At 65.4% G+C, this 22,427-nt stretch carries 19 protein-coding genes; 6 read left to right on the top strand and 13 right to left on the bottom strand.

Annotated elements, in window-relative coordinates:
- Positions 1-93: 93 nt before the first annotated feature.
- From FRANEAN1_RS31495 to FRANEAN1_RS41735, 8 genes are all read right to left on the bottom strand, one after another.
- Positions 94-1,365 (bottom strand): cytochrome P450, encoded by a 1,272-nt coding sequence (locus FRANEAN1_RS31495; protein ID WP_020463747.1) that lies wholly within the window; start codon positions 1,363-1,365, stop codon positions 94-96.
- 30 nt (positions 1,366-1,395) lie between these two features.
- Positions 1,396-2,559 (bottom strand): aminotransferase class I/II-fold pyridoxal phosphate-dependent enzyme, encoded by a 1,164-nt coding sequence (locus tag FRANEAN1_RS31490; protein WP_198145395.1) that lies wholly within the window; start codon positions 2,557-2,559, stop codon positions 1,396-1,398.
- A gap of 38 nt (positions 2,560-2,597) precedes the next feature.
- On the bottom strand, positions 2,598-3,620 hold the full coding sequence (locus tag FRANEAN1_RS31485; RefSeq protein ID WP_020463745.1) for an aldo/keto reductase: 1,023 nt from the start codon (positions 3,618-3,620) through the stop codon (positions 2,598-2,600).
- Complete coding sequence (locus FRANEAN1_RS31480; RefSeq protein ID WP_020463744.1) at positions 3,617-5,272, bottom strand: carbamoyltransferase C-terminal domain-containing protein; 1,656 nt, start codon at positions 5,270-5,272, stop codon at positions 3,617-3,619. Before FRANEAN1_RS31480 ends, FRANEAN1_RS31485 begins: the two co-directional genes overlap by 4 nt.
- On the bottom strand, positions 5,269-6,363 hold the full coding sequence (locus tag FRANEAN1_RS31475; RefSeq protein WP_157472861.1) for a methyltransferase domain-containing protein: 1,095 nt from the start codon (positions 6,361-6,363) through the stop codon (positions 5,269-5,271). Before FRANEAN1_RS31475 ends, FRANEAN1_RS31480 begins: the two co-directional genes overlap by 4 nt.
- An 82-nt stretch (positions 6,364-6,445) precedes the next feature.
- Positions 6,446-7,327 (bottom strand): hypothetical protein, encoded by an 882-nt coding sequence (locus FRANEAN1_RS31470; RefSeq protein ID WP_041254989.1) that lies wholly within the window; start codon positions 7,325-7,327, stop codon positions 6,446-6,448.
- A gap of 111 nt (positions 7,328-7,438) precedes the next feature.
- Positions 7,439-8,260 (bottom strand): phytanoyl-CoA dioxygenase family protein, encoded by an 822-nt coding sequence (locus tag FRANEAN1_RS37550; protein WP_157472860.1) that lies wholly within the window; start codon positions 8,258-8,260, stop codon positions 7,439-7,441.
- Between the two features lie 233 nt (positions 8,261-8,493).
- Positions 8,494-8,640: a hypothetical protein gene (locus FRANEAN1_RS41735; RefSeq protein WP_157472859.1), complete on the bottom strand. Its 147-nt coding sequence runs from the start codon at positions 8,638-8,640 to the stop codon at positions 8,494-8,496.
- Positions 8,641-9,538: 898 nt separating this feature from the next.
- On the opposite strand from FRANEAN1_RS41735, the gene FRANEAN1_RS31460 reads away from it, so the two are divergent.
- From FRANEAN1_RS31460 to FRANEAN1_RS31450, 3 genes are all read left to right on the top strand, one after another.
- Positions 9,539-10,801 (top strand): IS4-like element ISFsp5 family transposase, encoded by a 1,263-nt coding sequence (locus tag FRANEAN1_RS31460; RefSeq protein WP_020463738.1) that lies wholly within the window; start codon positions 9,539-9,541, stop codon positions 10,799-10,801.
- Between the two features lie 1,052 nt (positions 10,802-11,853).
- On the top strand, positions 11,854-12,093 hold the full coding sequence (locus FRANEAN1_RS31455) for a DUF433 domain-containing protein (RefSeq protein ID WP_020463740.1): 240 nt from the start codon (positions 11,854-11,856) through the stop codon (positions 12,091-12,093).
- Positions 12,090-12,452, top strand: a complete 363-nt coding sequence (locus FRANEAN1_RS31450) for a DUF5615 family PIN-like protein (RefSeq protein WP_020463739.1) — start codon at positions 12,090-12,092, stop codon at positions 12,450-12,452. The genes FRANEAN1_RS31455 and FRANEAN1_RS31450 overlap by 4 nt, the downstream gene beginning before the upstream one ends.
- 321 nt (positions 12,453-12,773) lie before the next feature.
- Here the strand turns inward: FRANEAN1_RS31450 and FRANEAN1_RS31445 are convergent, their stop codons facing one another.
- Positions 12,774-14,036, bottom strand: a complete 1,263-nt coding sequence (locus FRANEAN1_RS31445) for an IS4-like element ISFsp5 family transposase (protein WP_020463738.1) — start codon at positions 14,034-14,036, stop codon at positions 12,774-12,776.
- Positions 14,037-15,458: 1,422 nt separating this feature from the next.
- On the opposite strand from FRANEAN1_RS31445, the gene FRANEAN1_RS41730 reads away from it, so the two are divergent.
- Positions 15,459-15,989, top strand: coding sequence for a GIY-YIG nuclease family protein (locus FRANEAN1_RS41730; RefSeq protein ID WP_157472858.1), 531 nt, complete (start codon positions 15,459-15,461; stop codon positions 15,987-15,989).
- A gap of 387 nt (positions 15,990-16,376) precedes the next feature.
- Here the strand turns inward: FRANEAN1_RS41730 and FRANEAN1_RS41725 are convergent, their stop codons facing one another.
- From FRANEAN1_RS41725 to FRANEAN1_RS31435, 3 genes are all read right to left on the bottom strand, one after another.
- A complete protein-coding gene (locus FRANEAN1_RS41725) occupies positions 16,377-18,035 on the bottom strand; it encodes an AAA family ATPase (protein WP_020463736.1) in 1,659 nt (552 codons plus the stop codon).
- 804 nt (positions 18,036-18,839) lie between these two features.
- On the bottom strand, positions 18,840-19,514 hold the full coding sequence (locus FRANEAN1_RS31440; RefSeq protein WP_041256704.1) for a 2'-5' RNA ligase family protein: 675 nt from the start codon (positions 19,512-19,514) through the stop codon (positions 18,840-18,842).
- A 78-nt stretch (positions 19,515-19,592) separates the two neighbouring features.
- Positions 19,593-20,924 carry a helix-turn-helix transcriptional regulator gene (locus FRANEAN1_RS31435; protein WP_020463733.1) on the bottom strand — a complete coding sequence of 444 codons (1,332 nt, stop codon included), beginning with the start codon at positions 20,922-20,924 and terminating at the stop codon, positions 19,593-19,595.
- A 201-nt stretch (positions 20,925-21,125) separates the two neighbouring features.
- On the opposite strand from FRANEAN1_RS31435, the gene FRANEAN1_RS31430 reads away from it, so the two are divergent.
- Both FRANEAN1_RS31430 and FRANEAN1_RS31425 read left to right on the top strand, forming a co-directional pair.
- The gene (locus FRANEAN1_RS31430) at positions 21,126-21,410 is read left to right on the top strand and encodes a hypothetical protein (protein WP_020463732.1); all 285 of its coding nucleotides are present in this window, start codon (positions 21,126-21,128) and stop codon (positions 21,408-21,410) included.
- Between the two features lie 35 nt (positions 21,411-21,445).
- Entirely contained in the window at positions 21,446-21,862 is a 417-nt protein-coding gene (locus tag FRANEAN1_RS31425) for a hypothetical protein (RefSeq protein WP_347176824.1), read from the top strand.
- A gap of 69 nt (positions 21,863-21,931) precedes the next feature.
- On the opposite strand, the gene FRANEAN1_RS31420 is transcribed toward FRANEAN1_RS31425, so the two are convergent.
- Positions 21,932-22,312: an XRE family transcriptional regulator gene (locus FRANEAN1_RS31420; RefSeq protein WP_020463730.1), complete on the bottom strand. Its 381-nt coding sequence runs from the start codon at positions 22,310-22,312 to the stop codon at positions 21,932-21,934.
- Positions 22,313-22,427: the final 115 nt, after the last annotated feature.

Raw genomic sequence — 22,427 nt, 5'->3', positions numbered from 1 at the left:
CCGCCGCCTGGGGCTTGGGCTGGGTGCGGCGCAGCACGGCGACCTCGTGGCGCAGCACGCTGACCATCATCCCATCGGCCCTGCGTCGTCGCATCACCCCAGGTCACGACCCAGGCCGACTTCTGGCACCCCACAGGCCCGCTCGGGGGCCGGCGGCACAGTGCACAGGAGTACCAGGTTCTCCGGAGAACGCAGGTAAAGAGCATCGCTCCACCGCAGGGTCGATGGGTCGTGGGTCAACCGGGGAAAACGGTGCAGGAGCGCTTCGAGCGCGATCGTCGCCTCCATCCGGGCGAGGCCGATCCCGACGCAGGTGTGGTCGCCCGAGCCGAACGCGAAATGCCGGATCGGGCGCCGGTCGACACGGAAGACGTCGGGCTCGGCGAAGGCCGCCGGGTCACGGTTGGCGGAGCTGATCGCCAGGAGCAGCGCGGCACCGCGCTCGACGGTGACGCCGTCGATCGTCATCGGCTCGTAGGTCGTCCGGACCGCGACGCAGGCGGGCGCGTCGAACCGCAGAACCTCCTCGACCGCCATCGGAAGCAGTTCAGGATGCGCGCGCAGTCGGTCAGCCTGGTCGGGGACACTGGCGAGCGCAAGCACCCCGTTGGCGATCAGGCCCGTGATCGTGTCGTTCCCGGACAGGAACAACAGCAGTACCGTGGCGATCAGCTGCTCGGGGCTCAGCAGGCCCTTGTTCGCGTCGACGAGTCGGCGCAGGAATCCGTCGGGGTGCGGGCCCCGGTCCGCCCGCACCGCGTCCCACAGCAGTCCGGCGAGTTCCGCCAGGGCCGCGTCACCGGCCTCCCGCGCCGACACGGCGGCGTTAGGTTCCAGGACCGCCGCGATCGTTCGGGACAGCTGCGCCAGCCGGTCGGTGTCCAGGTCCGTCAGCCCGAGGACCCGGACGATCACGGCGACCGGGAACGGTCTGGCGAAGTCCCGCAGGAGATCGACCTGTCCGTCGGACGGCGCGTGGGTGAGCGCGTGGGTGAGAAGGTCGTCGGCGGTCCGGCACAGCTCGGCTCGCAGGCCGTGGACCGCCCGGTGGGTGAATCCAGGCAGGACCAGCTGACGCCATCGCCGGTGCATCGTCGGGAGCCGGCACTCCATCCACTGCTCGATGTAGTACTCGGCGAGCCCGTCCGGGCCATAGGGACGTTGCGCCCCGTAGGTACTCAGCCGACGGAGGTCCTTGCCCACTCGCGGATCAGCGAGCAGCCGGCCGACCTCCCGGTGGCTCACGACGATCCACGCACCGCTGACGTCCCGGTGCAGCGGCCCGGCCCGGCGCAGGTCGGACCAGGCCGGGAACGGATCCGTCCGGAAGGACGGAGCGGCGAAGTCCATCGTCTGTACCGGCATCTGTGCCTCCTCCGCGACGGGATGTCGATGTCATCCGGGCCGGCCCTCAGGCGCCCGTCCGGGCGACCGCGAGGACGGCTGGTCGGCCAGGGCCTGGCAGGTCACGGCGATCGCGTCCAGCGCCTGGGCCAGGACGTCGGGCGGGCAGGCAAACGACAGCCGCACCCGCCGGCCCGACTCGTCCCCGAAGGGCGTTCCGTCGGCCAGGTCGACTCCGGCGCGCAGGAGCTCGGCCCGCACGTCGCCCGAGTCAGCGAGAGCGCCGTGCGCTCGCAGCCAGCCGAGGTAGGTGCCCTCCGGGGGCCGTCCGGACAGCATCGGGATGCGCCGGGGCAGCTGGCTGAACAGCAGGTCCCGGTTTGCGGCCAGCACGTCGACCACCGTGTCGAGCCATGTCTCTCCGTGGTCCCAGGCGGCGGCGCTGGCCACGGCACCCACGACCGTGGTGGTGCCGGTGAGCGCCGCCGGCAGCCGCGCGAGCCGACACGCGAGCGTGTCCGAGCCGGCGATGGCCGCGGCGCAGCGCAGTCCCGCCAGGTTGAACGCCTTGCTCGCCGAAAGGACCGTCACCGTCCGTTCGCCCACCTCCTCCCCGGCCGCGAGCATGAACGGAACGTGCCGAGCGCCGGGGTAGACGATGTCGGCGAAGATCTCGTCCGAGAGCACCTGGACAGGACTGTCGCGGAGCTGGTCGGCCAGCGCACGGAGCTCCGGCGCGGTGAACACCCGTCCGGTCGGGTTGTGCGGCGTGTTCAGGATCAGCAACGTCGGTCGTTCCCGGGCCAGCACGGCCGCGAGCGCGGCCAGGTCGAAGCGGTAGCCGTTCTCCTCGTCGAGCAGCGGCCAGCGCACCGCCCGCCGTCCCAGCTGGCTCACCGCGCGCAGCATCGGCGGATAGGTCGGGGTCAGCACCACCACCGCGTCGCCGGGCTCGGTCAGGGTCAGGACGGCGGCCGCGGCGGCATGCAGCACGCCGGAGTACCAGCCACAGCTCAGCTCCCCGGTGGCCCAGCCGTAGCGGCGCCGAGCCCAGTGCCGGAGGCTCTCGGTGGCGAAGTCGAAGCCTGCCGAATAGCCGAGATGCCCACCGGCCAGGTAGCGCGTGACCATCTCGCTGACGCAGTCGGGCGGCGGATACTCCATCTCCGCCAGCCACAGGGCCAGCGCCCCCGGAGCGGTCTCCCGGGCGGACAAGGAGTGCTCCCTCTGGTGGAACGTGGGCATACGACGGGTCACCACGGCTCGAAGCGCGCGATGAAGGACTCCGGATAGCCCCAGTCAGGTTCCGACACCTTGTCCAGTCGCGCGATCTCCTCGGCGGTGAGCCGCACGTCCGCCGCCATCAGGTTCTCCCGTAGCTGCTCCTCGGTGCGTGCCCCGATCACGACGCTGACCACCGGACGCCGGGCCAGCAGCCAGGCGAGGGAGACCGCGCTCACCGGCACCTGATGCGCGCGCGCTGTCTCCCGCAGCGCGGCCAGGACGGCCCAGTTGCGGTCGGAGTCGTAGCGGGCGAACTCGTCGCGCCACTCCCCCAGCCGGCTGCCCACCACCGGCTCTGCGCCTCGGTCGTACTTGCCGCTGAGGAAACCGCGGGCCAGCGGGCTGTAGACGGCCACCCCGAGCCCGAGGTGACGGGCCGCCGGGACGAGCTCCCGCTCGACGTCCCGGCTCACCGCCGACCAGGGCACCTGCAGGGCCACCGGTGGTTCCAGTGCCCGCGCCCGCGCGGTGAGGACAGCCTCGGCCACCCGGTACGCCATGAAGTTCGACAACCCGAGATAACGCACCTTGCCCTGGCGGACCAGCAGGTCGGTGGCGGACAGAGTCTCCTCGATTGGGACGGACCTGTCCTGCATGTGCAGCCAGAGGACGTCGATGCGATCGGTGTCGAGGCGCCGCAGCGACGCCTCGACGGACCGGACGACCGCCGCGCGCGACAGGCCGTAGCTGCTCGAGGGCGGCAGTCCGTCACCGACGTGTCCGGAGGTCGGGAACCGCGCCTTCGTGCAGATCACGACATCGTCACGCCGCCGCCGGAGCAGCCGTCCGAGCAGCTGCTCGCTCTCGCCGTAGACGTTGGCGGTGTCGAACGTGTCGATGCCAGCGTCCAGAGCGAGCGCGACGACGCGGGCCGCCTCGGTCGGATCCGACCCGATGGCGCCGAACGCCTCGTTGCTGCCGAAGGTCATACCGCCGAGGCTCAGCGAGCTGAACCGCAGCCCCGACCGCCCCACCCCACGTCGGCTGATCATTCGGCGTCGACGCGCTTATCGACCAGGAAGCCGTCGATGCACAGCATGCTGACCGGCGATTCCGCGAAGGCCCGCACCGCGTCCATGGGAGTCTCCACGATCGGCTCCCCGCGCAGGTTGAACGAGGTGTTGATGACCATCGGCACACCGGTGAGCCGCTGGAACTCCAGCAGCAGCTCGTGCACCGCCGGGTTGTCCGCGTCGGCGAGAGTCTGCACGCGGGCGGAGCCGTCGGCGTGCACAATGGCCGGCGCCAGCTCCCGGGTACGGGGAAGCGCGGTCGGCGTGAACAGCATGTAGGGGGAGCGGCCGCAGTCGAACCAGTCGCCGGCCTCCTTCTCCAGCACCATCGGAGCCAGCGGACGGAACGCCTCGCGCGACTTCACCGCGGCGTTGATGCGCTCCCGGGTGGCGACCGAACGAGGATCGCCGAAAATACTACGGTGCCCCAGGGCTCGCGGGCCTATTTCCGACCCCTCCTGGAACCACATGACCAGCTCGCCGGCGGCGAGGTGGCCCGCGGCGCGTTCCGCACACGCCCGCAGGCCGATCTCCGTCACGGTGGCGATACCGCCGACGGCGCCCAACGCGGCCAGCGTCTCGTCTCTCCGGTAGGCCCGGCCAAGGCAGGGGGTGACCAGGCCGTGCGCCGGACCGCCGCCATACAGGACGTGCGCGCCGTAGTACGCGGCGCCCATCGCGATCCCGTTGTCGGCCGCGGCCGGGAACACCGCGACCGTCGAGAATCCCGCGGTGTCGAGCACCTTCTGGTTCGCGACGCAGTTCAGCGCGACCCCACCCGCCATGCACAACGTCCGGCACCCGGTCAGTTCGTGGGCGCGACGCGCGTAGAACACCACGATCTGCTCCAGCGCGGCCTGGAAGCTCGCCGCCATGTCCGCGCGGTCCTCGATGGCGTCCGACCGGAGACCCTGCAACGCCTGCCAGATCGACTCGTTCCGGATCTCGACCTTGTCCGCACCGAATCGAATGTGCTCCATGATGTGCGGAAGATAGCGGGGACGGCCATGGCCCGCGAGCCCCATCGCCTTGCCCTCGTCGACCACGCTGAACCCGGACAGCAGCGTCCCGATCCGGTAGAAGATACCGGCGGAGTTCCCCAGGTGGACGCCGTCCTTCACCCCGGAGACCCGCTCCACGACGTCGATGGTGGTACCCGAGGCCCGGTAGGTCGTCATCGTCTCGAAGGCGTCACCGGAGACGCTGTCCCCGTAGCCGTCCACCACCAGGACGGCTGCGTCCTCCGCCCCCGAACCGAAGAAGGCGGACGCGGCGTGGGCCAGATGGTGGTTCAGGAATACCGCCCGGTCCAGCAGCGGAAACGCGGTGTGCAGGGAGCTTCCGACCCACAGCGACACGTCGGACTCGGAGATGCCCGCGGCCGAGAGGCAGTAGTCGACCAGGCGGCGGATGCGTCGCTCGTGGAACTCGCTGGTTCCGCCGTCCAGATCCAGCTCGGTGTACACGCCGGCGTCCCAGCGGTCGAGGCCCTCGAAATCCAGGGCGTAACGCTGCCGGGTCAGCCGCTCCTCCTCGATCGCGACGACCGGCTCGGTGCCCCGAAAGAGGCAGACGGCCCGATCGTGCACCGAGTCGGAGAAACCGATGATGTACCGGTCGTCAACGGTCACTGCCGCACCACCTTCGCTTCCATGATCAGCGACAACGGCCGTCCGCGCACGGCCGCCCCGTTGGCCCAGGAGTAGTCGAGGTTCGGATCCGCAAGGCTGCTGTCGCCGGCAGAGCAACGCCGGACGTCGGTGAACCCGGCCTCCCGCAGGAGCTCCCCGAGGGTCCGCTCGTCGTAGCCGAACCTGTGCCGGTCGGCCACCCACGGGAACTCCCCGGCCCCCGCGTGGTGCAGAAACGACGCGAGCGGGGTCGGTGCGGGCACGCGTTCCCACCGCCGCTCGAAGTACTCGAAGAAACCGTCGTCGCCCGCGGCGTAGGCATCGAGGAAGGAACGCAGATCGGGAACAGCCACCCGCAGCAGCCCGCCGTCGCCCAGGGCTCGCCAGCACTCCCGCAGCACCCGCAGGGCCTCGTCCGGGTATTCGACATGCTCCAGAATGTGGGCCAGGTAGACCGCGGTCACGGCCCCGTCGTCGAAGGGCAGTCCGGCGCGGACATCCAACCGAAGATCCGCGGCGGGATCACGCAGGTCGACGTTCACCCACCCGGGCAGCCGGTGCGGCCCACAGCCGAGATGCAGCCGCAGCGGCACACCCGACGGCACGATCTCGCTCGCGCGCCTCCGTAGCCGCGCCCGCGTTCCGGCCTCCAGCCGGTCCGCCACGTCCCTGACCAGGAGATGGGAGGTGTGCAGAACCAGCCGGGGAAGGGCCTGGTCGCTTCCGAGCAGCTCCGAGAGGACAGGGCCGTCCGCCGAACGCAGCTGCGAGCGCAGGCGGTCGAGCTCCACGAACAGGGTTCGCACCATCTCGTCGGTGCCGTCGTCCGTGTCGTCGCTGTCGCTGTCGCTGTCGCTGTCGCCGGTGCCGGTGCCGGGGTCTGCCGTGACCAGCAGCCCCCGCGTCAGCGCACGGGCGAACACCCCCGTCGCCGCGTTCTGCTGTTCCGCCGGCCAGCGTGTCAGCCAGGACGACGGCGTCCGAGGTTGCCCGAAATGCGCGAGGAGGTCGAGCGTCCAGATCGACGGCGAACGGATGGCAGCGGCCTGGTTCCGCTGGGTCAGTCGTAGGATCGTATGGCCCGGCCCCACGCCGATGACCGCGACGTCAGGGCTCCGCCGGAAAAGAGAACCGTCACCCACGTGCGTCCCCGCGGCACCGGGTCGCTCATGGTCAGATCCCCCATGCCACGGGTCCGTCGGGGGCACTGTAGAACTCCTTCATCTCCTGGTAGCAACTCCGCTGCACGGCGATGAAGGACTCCAGATCACCTTGGATCCGTCGCTGTTCCGCTGCCCCGAGGGTTGTCCGCTCAGTAAAGATGACGTCCGCGATCGCGGCATGCCCCGAATCCTCGTCCTCCAGTTCGTGACCGCGGAAGGGCACGAGCGCGTCGGCCGGCAGAAGGTCCAGCGCGATGATGGCGTCCCATCCCTCCTTGATCGCCGTGTCCGTCTTCGGGCTCTCGTTCACGGCGGCGCAGACCGCGTAGGAAAGAAGATCCGTCGCCGCCAGCGCGCGAAGAAAGTTCACGACGTTCTGGGTCCCGGGAAGAGGCCTGCTGTGCCGTATCGCGGCATCGTCCAGACCCGCCGCCAGCAGGCCCGCTCGCAGGCTTCGACCATGCCTGGATTCTTCGTTGAATAATGCCGACAACGAGTCCCGGACCTCGGGGTCGGCGGCATGCGCCACCGCCGCGCCGATATGATGGGAGGCTGCGGAGACGAAGTGGAACGTCTCCACCAGCGAGCCCAGCAGGCGTCGCCGGTGAAGCTGCCCGCCGAGCAGGTCCGCGTCCGCACTCATCATGGTACGCAAGGTTCGACCGGCGGAGACAAGATGCTGCTGAAAGGCCATCGCCGAAACATTCTGCCGGCTGCTGTCCCGGACGATCCCGCGTACATACAACGCGGTGACCGTGGCCGCCACCGCTCCGGGCGGCGCGCCGAGCCGAGCCGCGATCTTTTCGATGGACGTCCCGCCGTCGCAGAGTTCGAGTACCTGGGTGGTACGGCTCGCGGTCACTCCGGAGAGCCGGTACTCACACCAGCCCATGTCGATTCTTTCAAGAGACGTTCCGGACATGTCGACCGGCACACAAAGAACCGGAACTGCACACCCGGAGAGGATTTCCGCCCCGCTCGGCGATGCCTGCATACTACCCCTTCATGACCGATCCGAAAGGTCACTGATCAACACGGGAGGGTCCAGATCCGGATCCAGGATCTCCAGCCCGCCCGGACTGTAACTGGTGATGGAGACTCGTCGCCGGTGTCGTGAGGTGTTGTGCGCGGAGGCGTGCAGGATCAGACTGTGAAAGATCAGGCAGTCACCCGGCTCCAGCGGAACATAGACAGAACCCTGCTCGCAGCTGGCCGGGTCCACCTGCAGTTCCCAGTTCACCTTCTGATGCTCGACCACTTGCCGGTGGGAGCCCGGAACCGCCTGGAGGCAGCCGTTCTCCGGAGTCGAGCGGTCGATGGCGATCATCGCGCTCACCAGACTCATCGGACGAAACGGCCAGTACACGGCATCCTGGTGCCAGGGTTTCTCCTGGCCCACCTCAGCCGCCTTGAACATGATCGCGTCGCGATACAGTTCGACACGGTCACCGAGAATCAGGTGAAGGGTGTCGATCAGCTCCGGATGCTCGACCAGGCAGCGGCGTAGGACGGCGGAGAGCTGCGTGAATCCCGTCACCTTGCGCACCACCGTCCTGCCGTCCGGGTCCGGCAGGTCCTCGAGGTCATACGAGGGGACCCGAGGATTCCGCTTCCCTATCACGCGAACGTTCGGAATCTCCTCCCAGCTGGCGGTCATCTGGTCGATCTCGATGGAACAGTTCTCGACCTCGGACGGGGAGAGTAGTCCACGAAGAACGGTCATACCGTTCCTGGCGAAATAGCTCGCATGCCCCTGGGATCGGAGCGTCTCGTGATCCGCCCAGACGGCCGGCGCACGGCCGACGCGGGTCCCGCTGGCGGCCAATGGTCACCTCCCACCGCTCTCCCTGGGTTCCTGACATGAAACGTGACCGTGCTCGGTGCGCGGCCCGCCACGGCCGGAACAAGGGTGCGGGAAACGATCCAAGAGGAGTTCCTGGATCGGTGCACAAATAACCAAGGATGTGGTCCGGACTGCTTCGTCGCCCCTGAAATTAGGGCCGACGAAGCAGTCCGGGTGTGCGAGCAGGCTCTCGGCGAAGAACCGAGAGCCGCCGGCTAGAGTCGGGTGAGGGGGTCGTACGCGCAGGTCTTCGGCACGCTTACGATCTCCTCCGATTCGGCATCGGACCACAGCATGTCGACACTCGGGCTATCCGGCCCGCTCGCGACCTGACCGTCGTATCCGAGTTCCTCGTCCGCCATTGTATTACCTCCGCTTCGGTAGCATCACATGAATATCTTCAGTGATCACGGGGAGTCAATCTTTTGGCTCGCTACAGTAGTTCAGTGTCCGATTTCGGGCGATAGTCATTGTATGGGAGTCTTTCGACTCCAAGGTGGGAGCCTGGTTTCCGGCCAGCACCGCGATCGACCGGACCGACGGACGGCGACATCGCCCGTCGACACCCGTGACCTGCAGGTGCCGCCGCATACAGTCCGCGAGATCGCGGGCCACGCAACAAATGAGATCACGATGACCGTGTACGGGCACAGCTCGCTGGCCTCCGTCTTCCACGGGATGTGGTGATATGCCTGACCTGACCGACCTGACCTGACCGGAACGTGATCGAGGTGCACCTGACCAGCAAGGATGCGATTTGTCTAGATGATCAATTCCAAGGTGTCCATTCAGGGGTGCAAGATCGTAATTCGCTGAGCTTGATGGGCGGCCTGGTGCTCGCCTGGCGTGGCCAACGGGACGGCGAGGTCGCTCGCCGAGGTCAGGGGAGAGGCGGTCGTCGCACAGGGCCCGACGGTAGTGGATGGCCATCGACGTCCAGGCTGAGGTGCTCGACCTAGAGGCCGGGTGGTCGAACCCCCAACTAGCCGATGTCCGATTTGGGTGATATTCGATAGCTAGAACGCCGGAAAGCGCATGGTTTCGCTGCTGTGGCTGCGGATGCGATGCCTGTGCTGTCTGGCTGACGTGCGCTCGGAGGGACTCGAACCCAATGCCACTAAGTTAGAGGCCCGGTTCCGCCGTCAATCACGACACGCCAACGGACTATCATAGAATCGGCGCATTTCCCACGATGCGGAGCGCAGCTTCTACAACATGCGCCGACAGTTCGTTGATCCCGGACGTCGCTAGAATGCCGGTGTGGCGCGTCTCCCGGGGGCTCTTGAACTGCCCGCAGTTACCAGCGACCGACTGACAGATCGCATTTCTCTCGGCGTTCTCGCGCGTATCGTTCCTCGAGACCTGGTCGACGAGGTGCTCGCGGAGACGAGACGGCTGGAACAGCGGAAGAGGCTGCTACCAGCGAGAGTCGTCGTGTATTTCACGATGGCCATGTGCCTGTTCTTCGACGACGACTACGACGAAGTGATGCGCAGGCTCGTGGGCACGCTGCGCTGGCTCGGCTCCTGGAAAGGAGACTGGAAGGTCCCCAGCACCGGAGCGATCTCCCAGGCCCGGACACGTCTCGGCCCGGAACCGTTGAAGCTGCTGTTCGAACGGGTCGCCGTGCCAGTCGCCGGCCTGGGCACGAAAGGCGCCTGGCTCGGCTCCCGCCGACTTGTCGCCGTGGACGGCGTCCACCTCGACACCGCGGACACCCCCGAGAACGCCGACGCGTTCGGCCGTTTCAGCCACGGACCGAAGACCGCCGCCTTTCCCCAGGTACACGTCGTCGCGCTCGCCGAATGCGGTACCCATGCGGTCTTCGCCGCCGCCATCGGCGCCTACACCAGCGACGAACGGTCGCTCGCTGCCACGCTGTTCGACGCCTGCGAGCCGGGCATGCTCCTCACCGCCGACCGCAACTTCTACGGCTACGGCCTGTGGCAACAGGCCCTCGCGACCGGTGCGGACCTGCTCTGGCGAGTCAACGCGAACCTCACGCTCCCCGTCATCCGAGCCCTGCCCGACGGCTCCTACCTCTCTCTCCTGATCGACCCCAAGATCCCCGTCGCCAGACGTGGCCAGCTCATCGCCGACGCCCGTGCCGGCCACGCCCCACCCACAGAGTCAGCCCTACCAGTCCGAGTCATCGAGTACTCCGTACCAGACCACGAAGAAAACGGCACGAGCGAACTCATCTGTCTGATCACCAACATCCTCGACCCCACCGACGTGGCCGCCATCGAACTCGCGACCGCCTACCACGAACGATGGGAAATAGAAAGCACCTTCGATGAAATCAAAACGCACCAGCGAGGCGAGAAACGGGTCCTACGCTCCAAAAATCCCGAACTCGTCAAACAAGAGATCTGGGCCCTCCTGCTCACGCACTACGCCATACGAAGCCTCATGATCGAGGCCGCCGACGAGGCCGATATCGACCCCGACAGACTCTCCTTCATGAGAACACTACGGATCACACGCCGCCAGGTCACCGACCAGGCGGATTTTTCCCCCTGACCGCCACACCCGCGCGTGGGAGCAGACCCGCACCGAGATCCTCGAACGGATCAACCCCGCCCGCCGCCACCGCACCTACCCGCGCGCTGTCCGACGAACCAGGTACAACGCCTACCGGATCAAAAAACCAACGGACAGCGGAACCCACCACCGCCAACCACCGACGATCACGCTCGCGCGACTGGCTTAACTAAGCGGCATTGGACTCGAACCCCCAACCTCTTGATCTGTAGCCCTCGGCGCACCGTCCACGAACGTCCGCCCACGTCCGTCGGTGCAGGTCGTGGGCCCGGTGATGTCCACCCACGTCCATGGGCGTCCGTCCCGGTTGCAGTACAACTGCAGTACGGCGGTCCGGTCGGCTGTAGTCACAGAGCGTTCGTCTGCCCCATCCAGTCGAGGCTTGATGGGCCATCATTGCGGTTGTGTCCCGCGTGCGACGATCACCTGGCAGTCGGACCGCTCTCGACGTTCTCCGCGGGTTGTTGAGACCAACCGACCCGGACGCCGTCACCAAGGTCGTGGCCGAGATGGGCGGGTCGCCTCATTGGACAGCCCGTGGCCGTCACATGTTTCCTACGCGGCGCCACAGGCGCCTTCCCGCGTCGTTGGCGTTACGGGGTTTTGACTCTCGACGGTCGTACGTTGACGTGGCAACCTTTCCTTTGGCGTCGGAACCGAGTCACACGCTTGCCGTCTCGGCTCGACGTGGAGCAGGTGCGCGGTGTCCGGGGTGCCGAGCGGTTCAAGATCAAGGCTGACTTGTTTAGGATCGTAGTCTGCCAAGCGACGTCAGGCCGTGTGGAGCTTGGCGTACCGACCTTTGATGTACCACTCGTCCGACGCGCGATTCAACGCGACCAGGGAGCATCCAGTCCGTAGTTAGATTTGGATCTTCCGTCGATGTCCGTGAACGTTCGCCCTGTCTGCTGGCCATGAGCGTTCCGTCCACCGGCGTCCACCTGCGTCCAGCGGCTTGGCTGTCACGCGTGCCACGGCCTGGACCACGAGACGGGCGCCTGAGGCTGAGATCCGGGAGCATACTGGGAGGCATGGCAGAAGATCTTCTGGCGCTCGTCGTGGCCGATCCGACGGTCGGTCACGGGCAGGCGTGCATCCGGGGGACCAGGGTGCCGGTGAGTGTCGTGCTCGACTGCCTTGCCGACGGTATGTCCGACGGTGAGATCACCGCAGAGTACCCGTCGCTGACAGTGCCGGGCATCCGCGCGGCCGCTGCCTACGGAGCGCGCCTGGCGCGGGAGGATCTCGTGCCGCTTCGTACCGCGCCGTGAAAGTCAAGCTGGACGAGGGTCTCCCGGTCTCCCTCGCGGAGCGGCTCGCCAAGCACGGGCTCGATGCCGACACTGTGCTCGCGGAGAACCTGTCGGGCCGTTCCGATCCGGAGGTGCTCGCTGCTGCGGTCGCCGAGAACCGGATCGTGTTCACCCTCGACCGCGGTTTCGGGAACATCCGTGCCTACCCGCCAGGATCGCACAGCGGGATCGTGGTCTTCCGGCTCGACGACCAGTCGGCACGCGCGGTGATCGCAGCCGTCGAGGACCTGGTCACGCAGCACGACCTCACCGATCTCGCCGGGGCCGTGACGGTAGCCCACCGCGGCCTTCTCCGGATCCGCCGAGAGGGCGACTGACCCTCTCCGCCCGGGGCTGGGCCAGCGTATACGCAAAAAGAACAGAGCCCCGCGCCGTGTTATCGGCTGCGGGGCTCTGACCTGCCTCAACCAGCGTGCGCTCGGAGGGACTCGAACCCAATGCCGCTTAGTTAAGCCAGTCGCGCGAGCGTGATCGTCGGTGGTTGGCGGTGGTGGGTTCCGCTGTCCGTTGGTTTTTTGATCCGGTAGGCGTTGTACCTGGTTCGTCGGACAGCGCGCGGGTAGGTGCGGTGGCGGCGGGCGGGGTTGATCCGTTCGAGGATCTCGGTGCGGGTCTGCTCCCACGCGCGGGTGTGGCGGTCAGGGGGAAAAATCCGCCTGGTCGGTGACCTGGCGGCGTGTGATCCGTAGTGTTCTCATGAAGGAGAGTCTGTCGGGGTCGATATCGGCCTCGTCGGCGGCCTCGATCATGAGGCTTCGTATGGCGTAGTGCGTGAGCAGGAGGGCCCAGATCTCTTGTTTGACGAGTTCGGGATTTTTGGAGCGTAGGACCCGTTTCTCGCCTCGCTGGTGCGTTTTGATTTCATCGAAGGTGCTTTCTATTTCCCATCGTTCGTGGTAGGCGGTCGCGAGTTCGATGGCGGCCACGTCGGTGGGGTCGAGGATGTTGGTGATCAGACAGATGAGTTCGCTCGTGCCGTTTTCTTCGTGGTCTGGTACGGAGTACTCGATGACTCGGACTGGTAGGGCTGACTCTGTGGGTGGGGCGTGGCCGGCACGGGCGTCGGCGATGAGCTGGCCACGTCTGGCGACGGGGATCTTGGGGTCGATCAGGAGAGAGAGGTAGGAGCCGTCGGGCAGGGCTCGGATGACGGGGAGCGTGAGGTTCGCGTTGACTCGCCAGAGCAGGTCCGCACCGGTCGCGAGGGCCTGTTGCCACAGGCCGTAGCCGTAGAAGTTGCGGTCGGCGGTGAGGAGCATGCCCGGCTCGCAGGCGTCGAACAGCGTGGCAGCGAGCGACCGTTCGTCGCTGGTGTAGGCGCCGATGGCGGCGGCGAAGACCGCATGGGTACCGCATTCGGCGAGCGCGACGACGTGTACCTGGGGAAAGGCGGCGGTCTTCGGTCCGTGGCTGAAACGGCCGAACGCGTCGGCGTTCTCGGGGGTGTCCGCGGTGTCGAGGTGGACGCCGTCCACGGCGACAAGTCGGCGGGAGCCGAGCCAGGCGCCTTTCGTGCCCAGGCCGGCGACTGGCACGGCGACCCGTTCGAACAGCAGCTTCAACGGTTCCGGGCCGAGACGTGTCCGGGCCTGGGAGATCGCTCCGGTGCTGGGGACCTTCCAGTCTCCTTTCCAGGAGCCGAGCCAGCGCAGCGTGCCCACGAGCCTGCGCATCACTTCGTCGTAGTCGTCGTCGAAGAACAGGCACATGGCCATCGTGAAATACACGACGACTCTCGCTGGTAGCAGCCTCTTCCGCTGTTCCAGCCGTCTCGTCTCCGCGAGCACCTCGTCGACCAGGTCTCGAGGAACGATACGCGCGAGAACGCCGAGAGAAATGCGATCTGTCAGTCGGTCGCTGGTAACTGCGGGCAGTTCAAGAGCCCCCGGGAGACGCGCCACACCGGCATTCTAGCGACGTCCGGGATCAACGAACTGTCGGCGCATGTTGTAGAAGCTGCGCTCCGCATCGTGGGAAATGCGCCGATTCTATGATAGTCCGTTGGCGTGTCGTGATTGACGGCGGAACCGGGCCTCTAACTTAGTGGCATTGGACTCGAACCCCCAACCTCTTGATCCGTAGTTAGATCTGGCTCTTCCGTCAACGTCCGTAGACGTCCACTGCGTCCGCTGACCTGGTGCGCTCCGTCCGCTGACGTTCGCCGGAGTCCGCGGCCTTCCACCGGCTTGGCTGTCAACTTGGCTGTCAGTCCGGCTGTCGGTGCTGGGTTGCGGATAGGGCAACCCGCGGATTAAGAAAAGCGGGCGCTCCGTCCACGGACGTCCACTGGTGCCCACCGGATCGGCGCGACCTGGGCCGCAGCGCCCCTGGGCGTCCACAGATGTCCACCGACGTCTGCCGGCTCAGGTACAGCGATGGGTACACGGCTGTCGGGCTCCGCCGTGAGGGCCGAGAACCCAAGCAGGGCAGACACGCTGGGCCCCAACCTGGCCCGACCCGAACGGGCTGGGGGCTGGCAAGCGGGGGTGGCGCCCACCGACCGACGCAAGGCCCAAGGACAGGAACGCGGCTGATCGATGCAGACGACTGTTGACCAGCCGCCTTGGAAGATGAATCTCAAGGCGGCCATTAACTACCCAGGCCAAATTCGTTAAACTGATTCTTTGAATATTTCAAATCTGACTATCGATCATCTGTCGAGCGCGTAGATGGCAGGACGGTTGGGAGTGTACGATCGCCATTGCACAGCTCCAAGTTTCAGATGCTGGTGCTGCCCCTAAAGTAATGGAGAGCGCGTGGTGGGCAAGGTGTTCCCGCCCAGTTCGGAGCGAGCGTGGAAGGAGTTCCAAGATGCAGTAGAGCGACACGGAGGAAAGGTCTTGGAGGAGTCCTGGATGGGCAGTGCAACGCCCCACCGGATCCGATGCCGCGAGGGCCATAGCGCTCGGCCAACTCCGAACGCCGTGCAGCGAGGGCAGGGTATCTGCTGGTCCTGCAGCGGCAGCAATCCGGAGGCGGCTTGGCGAGATTTTAGACAGAATGTGAAAAGGCAGGGCGGTAGCGTAGTCGAGCCGCATTGGCTAGGCAAGGACAAGCGTCATCGCGTAGTATGCTCCAACGGACATCTTTGCGATCCCCGACCAGGGTACGTCCGGAGCGGCGGGGGCATCTGTCGGATCTGTTCCCGTAACGATTCGGCGACAGCGTGGAAGGAATTTAAACAAAAGGTTAAAGCGGCTGGCGGTGCGGTTATTGAGCCGCGGTGGCTTGGAAAAGCGGCACCACACAGAGCCATTTGTCCGAATGGCCACCAATATTCACCGACCCCTAATAATGTTCGCGATGGCACGGGGCTTTGCCGGGTGTGTGTTGGCAGCGATCCTGAGACCGCACGGCGCAAATTTAGAGAGAGGGTCGAGGAGCTCGGCGGAGAAGTTGTTGAGTCGGCATGGTTCGGCGTCGACGTGCCGCATCAGGTCATCTGTAGAGATGGTCATCTAGTAACGCCACGGCCGACCAGCGTGCAGCAGGGCCAGGGTATCTGCCGCGAATGTGCGGGCAAGATTTGGGACGCATTTTATATCGTCCAGGACGAGTCGACAATGATCTTGAAGGTGGGTGTTACCTCGGGTTCCCCCCGCCCCCGTTTGATGCTCCATGCTCGTGATGGATTTACTAAGGTTCTACTCACCGCAACAGGCCTTCCTGGTAAAGTAGCACCTGATCTGGAGACCGCAGTCCTACGGGCTCTTGCGCAGGCAGGAATTACACCCGTACGCGGGCGAGAATATTTCGATTTGACTGCGAAGGACTTGATTTTTGGCATTGTCGACCGGCGACTAAGCGAGCTGGACCATATCAATTTCGACAGCAGAAGGAAGCTTGATAGATAGATTTAGAGAAATGCCGTTAAGAAAGACTGAAGCTGCAGATTAAGAGAAGCGGGCGCCCCGTCCACGGACGTCCACCGATGTTCCACCGGGTCGGCGCGACCTGGGCTGGCACGCCGACCCTTGTCCGATGGTGTCCACCGACGTCCGCCGGCTCGGGTACAGCAATGGGTACACGGTCGCCATTCTCCATGGCGGAAGAAGGTAGATCCGGTCCAACCTGGCTCGGCTCGCACAGACTAGCGAGCGGGCGTGACGCCCACCGACCGACGCAAGGCCAAGGCCATCCTACGGAACGTGGCTGATTAAGGCCGGCGGCCGTTGATCACTGAGCGCGTCCCGCTCATCCGGAAGCGTCCGAATAACCTATACTGCTATTTAAGCACAACTCTAGGTGGCCGTTCCGTCGCGCGATACCAATTGACTGAAACGAGAGAGCGGAAAGCCCGGAGAAGTCCGAAGCACCGAGATTAGGCTTTTGGAGTCGGACACATTCCTCGCACTATCCTTTACCCGCGTCCTTTTCACGAGAAGGGAGTCTCCTTGTAGATCCAAAACACGCAAGCCCTGTTTGAGGCGCGACCCGGTGTACTGACTTAGGTCCAACATGAAAACCTCATGCTTTCTGCCCGCCTCGTGGGCGTCAGAAACACTTTCATGAATGACATGAAGGAGCCTCAGATCAAGGAGATCGCTGAAGACTTGATACTCCCTGGCATTCGTTTCTTTATCGAAGAAGTCGACCCCGTAAAAAGTGGACGCAACTTCGTCTAGGCAGAATCGACGAATAATTCCTAGAGCCTCTAGTGTGCGCCCAGAAAGTCCGATATTGGACGCCAAGTCCTCTTCTAGTTCCTGGATCTTTGCGTCGGCGGCGTCCCCTGCAGCCCGATTGACATCTTGGACGCCGACGACCTTCGCGCTCTCCCTCTCGCGCGCCTTTCCAACTGCCGCGGAGGCAAGAACTAGAAAATCTCTGGGCACTCCGCCTGATGCGAATAGTAGCCTGTCGAGGGAGTCTGGCCTAAACAGGCGGGTGGGCCTCGATATACCGACTTCCAGGCAATACTGTTCAAGTATCGTCGTGAGATGCTTGCGCAATCTCCCTGGATCCTGAAGAGTTATATCTAGGCTGATTAGGTCTGCATCCTGGCCAGTTTGAAGACCTCTAGGAGGGGAGGGTGTCCACCATTTTGTCAGATTCTTAATCGATGCTATCTTCAGCCAGGCTCGACAATCCCGAACGCACCCGTGAAGAATATCGAGCATCTCAGGCTGCTCGTCGCGGGAAACGTAATAAAAATCATCGACAAAAACATACATGTCTTTGTCGATTAGGGCGAGGCCACGCCGAAGAACCCGCTGAATCTCTGGAATTACCCGCGTCCCGCTATTTTCTTCTGTCGCGTCGTTGGATATGAGCGTGGCGAGAGTGTCATAAAGTCGTGAGGCCTCGGCTGTCACCGCGGAGTCGGCTCGCACATTAGAAAGTTCCGCCAGGAGATTTCCGACGATCTCGCGCGCAATTCGGAGAAATATCCGAATTGGTGTCTCGCGTCGAAGAGTCTGGAGATTTATCCAGGTTGTTAGGGAACCCTCGTTCTCGACTACTCTTTTGGCTTCGACCAGCAGTGTGCTCTTGCCGACACCTCGACGCCCAAATACGAGATGGTGCCGCTGCGCGGCTATAGTAGCAAGGTTCTCCGCATAGTCTTTCACGTAGCTGAGGCTCGGTTGCACCTCGGACACACGATTTCGAGCTGCTACAATTCTCTGAAAATCGAGGGCCGCCGAGTCGCGAACATCGACGGTAACTGTAGATGGTCGTTCTGCCTGCTGAGCACGACGCACCACTATCAGTGTCGACGTATTGTTTGACAGCTGCCGTTCAATCGATTCAGCTATTTCCAGCGCCTTGGAATACTGGCCGTCTTCGACGTAAACCAGGATGTTTCGCTCGTCCGGATAATTCTTGATCCGAACTTCGCGGAGAGTGACATTTTGAAGCTCAAATAGGCGAACGACGTCGCGCGTCAACGTGTCACTCATCTAAATTCCTAGCGCTCGCAAGTAGGAGGTGCAGTCATCGATGAATTCTATAGCCGCATTCTTCTGCGACCTCGCCGCGGTCAACCAATGTGCTACGTCGTTGGGATATGGGTCGTAATCGGCATCGTTGCGACTGACTCGGGCATCCTTTAGTTCGTTCAGATGGTACGCGCGGCGCGGAAACTTCTGTGGCAGGGATTTTGGTAGCTCGCTGTGCGCATTTTTGTCGTCTCCGCCGTGATCCAGAAAAACAACGCCGCGGGCGGCCTGAAACATTGCGTAGTAATATCTGCTAACCGCGGACCTAAGGGGCATCTGTTCGCGTCGACGTTGACCAAGAGCTAACAGAGCGTCCGCCACCCCGAGAAACTCTTGCGCCATTCCGAGGCGATCGCGAACCACGTGAAATATGAGATCTTGAACCGTCTTTCCTGTCGCTAGATCGTTCTCAATTTCAATCGCAAACGTCAAGCGACTCTTTGTTGCGGTTCCAATTTCGGACCTCATCCGCCCTGTAACCCCCGGTGAGCGCTGGGTAAAGCCGTACATAGCCTACCGTTCGAACGAGGCCGCACGGCTCAGGGGGTTGGACGCTGCTGGCATCAGGCGGCCGATTGTGCACAGCATCGTGCGATCGGGACTGGGTGCAGTTTCAACGTGCAGCCTTGCTGCGACGTGCCGGCGAGCACGGCCCGCCAGGGCCGCGCGCAGCCGCCGCACGGTGCGGCTGGCGCCGCACCCTTGATCTCAAAACGAAGATTTCGGCAACTGCGCGGTTCGGGCCCGTGGCCCTGGCTGAGTTGGTCAGCCGGTGAGGTCGGTGTGGTGGCGGACGTCCCACCGGTAGGCGTGGCCGTCACGGCGTAGTTCGAGCAGGTCGACGCTGGTGACAGGCAGGCTGATCGGTGGCTGCTGGCGGAGTTCGGTGAGTCGGTGGATGACCTCGTCGGCGGGTGGGGTGGCGTTGCAGTAGGTGACGCTGATGTGGGGTTTGAAGCGGGCAGGCTCGTCGGGCACGGCGTCGGCGCCCAGGACGTCACCGATCGCGGCTCGTAGCCGCTCGCGTAGTTCGGCAACCGGTTGCCATGGGGCGGTGCGAAGGAAGGTTCCGCCAGGGTAGGCGGCGATGGGACCGGCGGTGAGGGCGAACGGCTCGATGTCGGCGCATCGTTCGTCGGCGGCTTTCCCGATCGCGGCGACGGTCTCGGCGGGTAGCTCGTCGGCGAACGCGACTCCCTGCACGGTCATGTGGAGTCCGTCGACCGGCACCGGGTCGAGGTACTCCAGATCGGCGAGTGCGTGTTGGAAACCGGCCACGTAGTCGGTGAGCGCCTGGTCCTGGAAGACGAAGTACCAGGTCAGGTAGTGCCGGTCGGGTCGCCATCCGGGGCGCCACCACCAGTGGTCGGCCATCCGCTCGGTGAGGCGGAAGGCTTCCCAGTCGTCGGCGTCTACCTGAGCTTCGTGGGTGGGCGGCACGACCACTCAGGCTAGACGGCGTGTCCACTCAGGATCGCCAGCGTGTCCACTCTGAATGGACAGCTGAGGCGCTCACGGTCAGCTGGTGGGCAGTCTCCAGGCTTTGACGGCGTCGTTGACCTGGGCGATCTCGGGGACGGTGCGCCACTGGGCGGCGGTGAGCAGGAAGTCTCGGGCCCGGCGGGCGACCACTTCGGATCGAAGGTCTGCCCCGACGTCCAGTGCTTCGGCAACGAGAGTTCCGGCGCGGTCGGGCTGCGGGTCGGGGCCGGTGAGGTAGGTCATGCTCGCGTCGACCAGGGTCAGGGCGTGGCTGGCGGTGGACCCGGCGGCGGCGAAGATGGGGATGGCCTGGTCGGTGAACTCGCGGGCGCGGTCGGGGGCGCCGGCGGCGAGGTAGGCGGAGGCGGCGTTGCCGGCGATGCGGGACGCGGTGAACGGGTCGAACGACAGGAAGTAGCCGACGGGGTCGGTGTCCTCGATGCGGGCGTGGGCGGCCAGAGCGCGCCCGACGGCCTCGTCGACTCCGGCGATGTCGCCGAGCTTCCCGAGTGTGCGGGCTTCGCCGCTGATCGCGAGTCGGATGCTGGCGGGGCCGCCGCGGGCGTAGCGCTGTCCGTCGCGGGCGAGGTCCAGGGCTTCGCGGTACCGGCCGCCGTAGTAGGCGATGAAGCTCTGCGTGCCGCGGACCCACGCGGCGAGGTCGCGGTGTCCGGCGGTCTTGGCCAGGCTCATGGCCTCGTTGCAGTAGGCGCGGGCGACCAGTTCGTTCCCGAGGTCGAACGCGAGATAGCCGAGCAGGCCGGAGAGCTTCCCGCCGATGGCGTACAGCTCCCGGCGCTGGTCGGGGTGCTGGTGTCCGCTCATGAGGTCGGCGACCCACCGGCGCTGCTTCAGCGCGACGGGGTAGACGGTGGCGGCGTCGCTGTTCTCGTAGCGGCGGCCCACGACTTCGATGCTGATGTCGAGCTGGTGCAGCGCGTCATCGTCGACGTTGGATGCGGCGACCTGCTGCATCCGGCGGCTGACCTCGTCCAACTCGGCGTCGATCGCGAAGAGTGCTCCGGCGGCGAGCACGGCGCGCCGATCCGGACTCGTCGCGCTGTCGGCGGTGTCCGGAGCTGTGGTCTTCGGGGCGGCGAGTCCGAGACGTTCGCGGGGGATGCCGAGTCCGTCGGCGAACTTCTCGAAGCTTTCGATGTTGGTGACCTGGCGTTGCTCGCGAAGAATCGCGCTGATGGATGGCTGCGCGATGCCGGTCATGGCGGCTATCTGCGACTGGGAAGCGCCGGTCCACTTCCGGTAGATCTCCAGCACGGTCTTCATGTCGCGTGCGGTGAGGGCCTGGGCCATCTCGGGGCGGTCCCACAGGCCGGTCGGTGCGGTGGGTAGCGGGCGGCGTCGGGTCATGGCTGCTCCCATCCACGAAACGGATGTGTGGCGTGGTGGACCGTGTACCGTCCGCCAGTCTATCCACGCTGAGTATCCATCCACATATCTATTCCGAACTGCCTGGGTGCGTCAGCGTACGTCCTGGCTGCCCCGACTCTGCGGGCCCGTCTCCGGGGCGGGGGCCGGCTATGGGCGACCAGGCAGGAAGGGAGAGATGCCATGACGGACGTGGCTGCACAGCAAACATCGGTGGCGGCGGAACCGGTGTTGTTCGGCGTGGTCCGCTTCGAGGAGGACGGTTCTGGCCGGGTACGGGACACGGTGATCACATTCCGGTCGGCGGAGGACGCGGAGGCGTTCGCGCGGGATCGGTGCTGGACGGGATACCAGGTGTGCGCGCTGCGGTTCTTCGTGGAGGAGAAGCCGTCGGAGCTGGGTGACTGGATGGTGCTCGGCAATCATCTGGATCACCTGGTTACACGACGCGCACGGCGTCATCGGTGACCGCACACCAGGCCCGGCCACCCCGTGCAGATGCGGTGCGGGATCGGTCGCTGGCGGCGGTGGTGATGTTGCCGTGGGGTGCGGACACCTGGGCGGTGGTGATCCAACCCGGGTCGGGCCTGGCGGATCTGCAACGGGCGCTGGCGGAGCTTCCGGCGGCTCTGGAGTTCCACTCGGTGCACGGCGATGGGGACGTCATCCTCGTCTACCAGCTGCCGGCCGGGCAGGTGTCGCGCCGGGACTTGCTGCGGCTGACCGGCTCGGCGCTCGACATCCCGACCGGGTTCCCGGACCGGTCGCGGTGGATCACTCGGGAGGAACGGCATGCCTACCGGGCGGGGCACGCGGATGCGTTCGACGCGATCCGCGTCTTCCTGAGCCGTCCCACCGGCGGCACCCCGGACGAAACAGGAACGGGCTCGGTCGATCCTCGGGGGGTTGACCGGGCCTGAACCGGCGATGGGCCGGATCTGGTGGCTACCACGCCACCGGATCCGGCCCTTTTGCATGCCCTGCCGGGGCTACCGGACGCTGTCGTACGGCTCGGCGGGCTGGCGGAGCTGGGCGCCGATGGCGGCAACACTGCGTTCGATGCGGAGCAGGACCTCCAGGATCTGCTGATCCACCGGCAGGGCCGGTAGCGGCACCTCGTCGGGTTGCCTGCCGAGAAGGACGGTCAACAGATGGTCGTCCGGCCATCCCAACGCGCGGGAGATGGCGGCGAGCGTGACGTCCTGGGCGCGGCGGCTGCTGGTGCCCCGCGCCAGCTCCCGTAGGGTCGCGACCGACACCCCGGACGCGGCGGCCAACGCCTGCTGGCTCATCCGCCGTTCCCGCATCCGCGCGGTGATCGCGGCACCGACAGCCCGCCCGTCTTCCCCTGCCGTCGTCTCGCGCACCATCGTGGATCAACACCCCCGGATCGCTTGCTGTTTACCAAACGGTAGTTCGTGTGGTGAGCTTCCCAGAAGGCTGCCATGGCAGTGGGGCCGTTTTTATAACGAGGCGTTATCCATA

The organism is Parafrankia sp. EAN1pec (assembly GCF_000018005.1).
Lineage (GTDB): Bacteria > Actinomycetota > Actinomycetes > Frankiales > Frankiaceae > Parafrankia > Parafrankia soli.
Note: the sequence above shows the minus strand (reverse complement) of the source record. Positions and strands in the feature narration are given on the sequence as shown.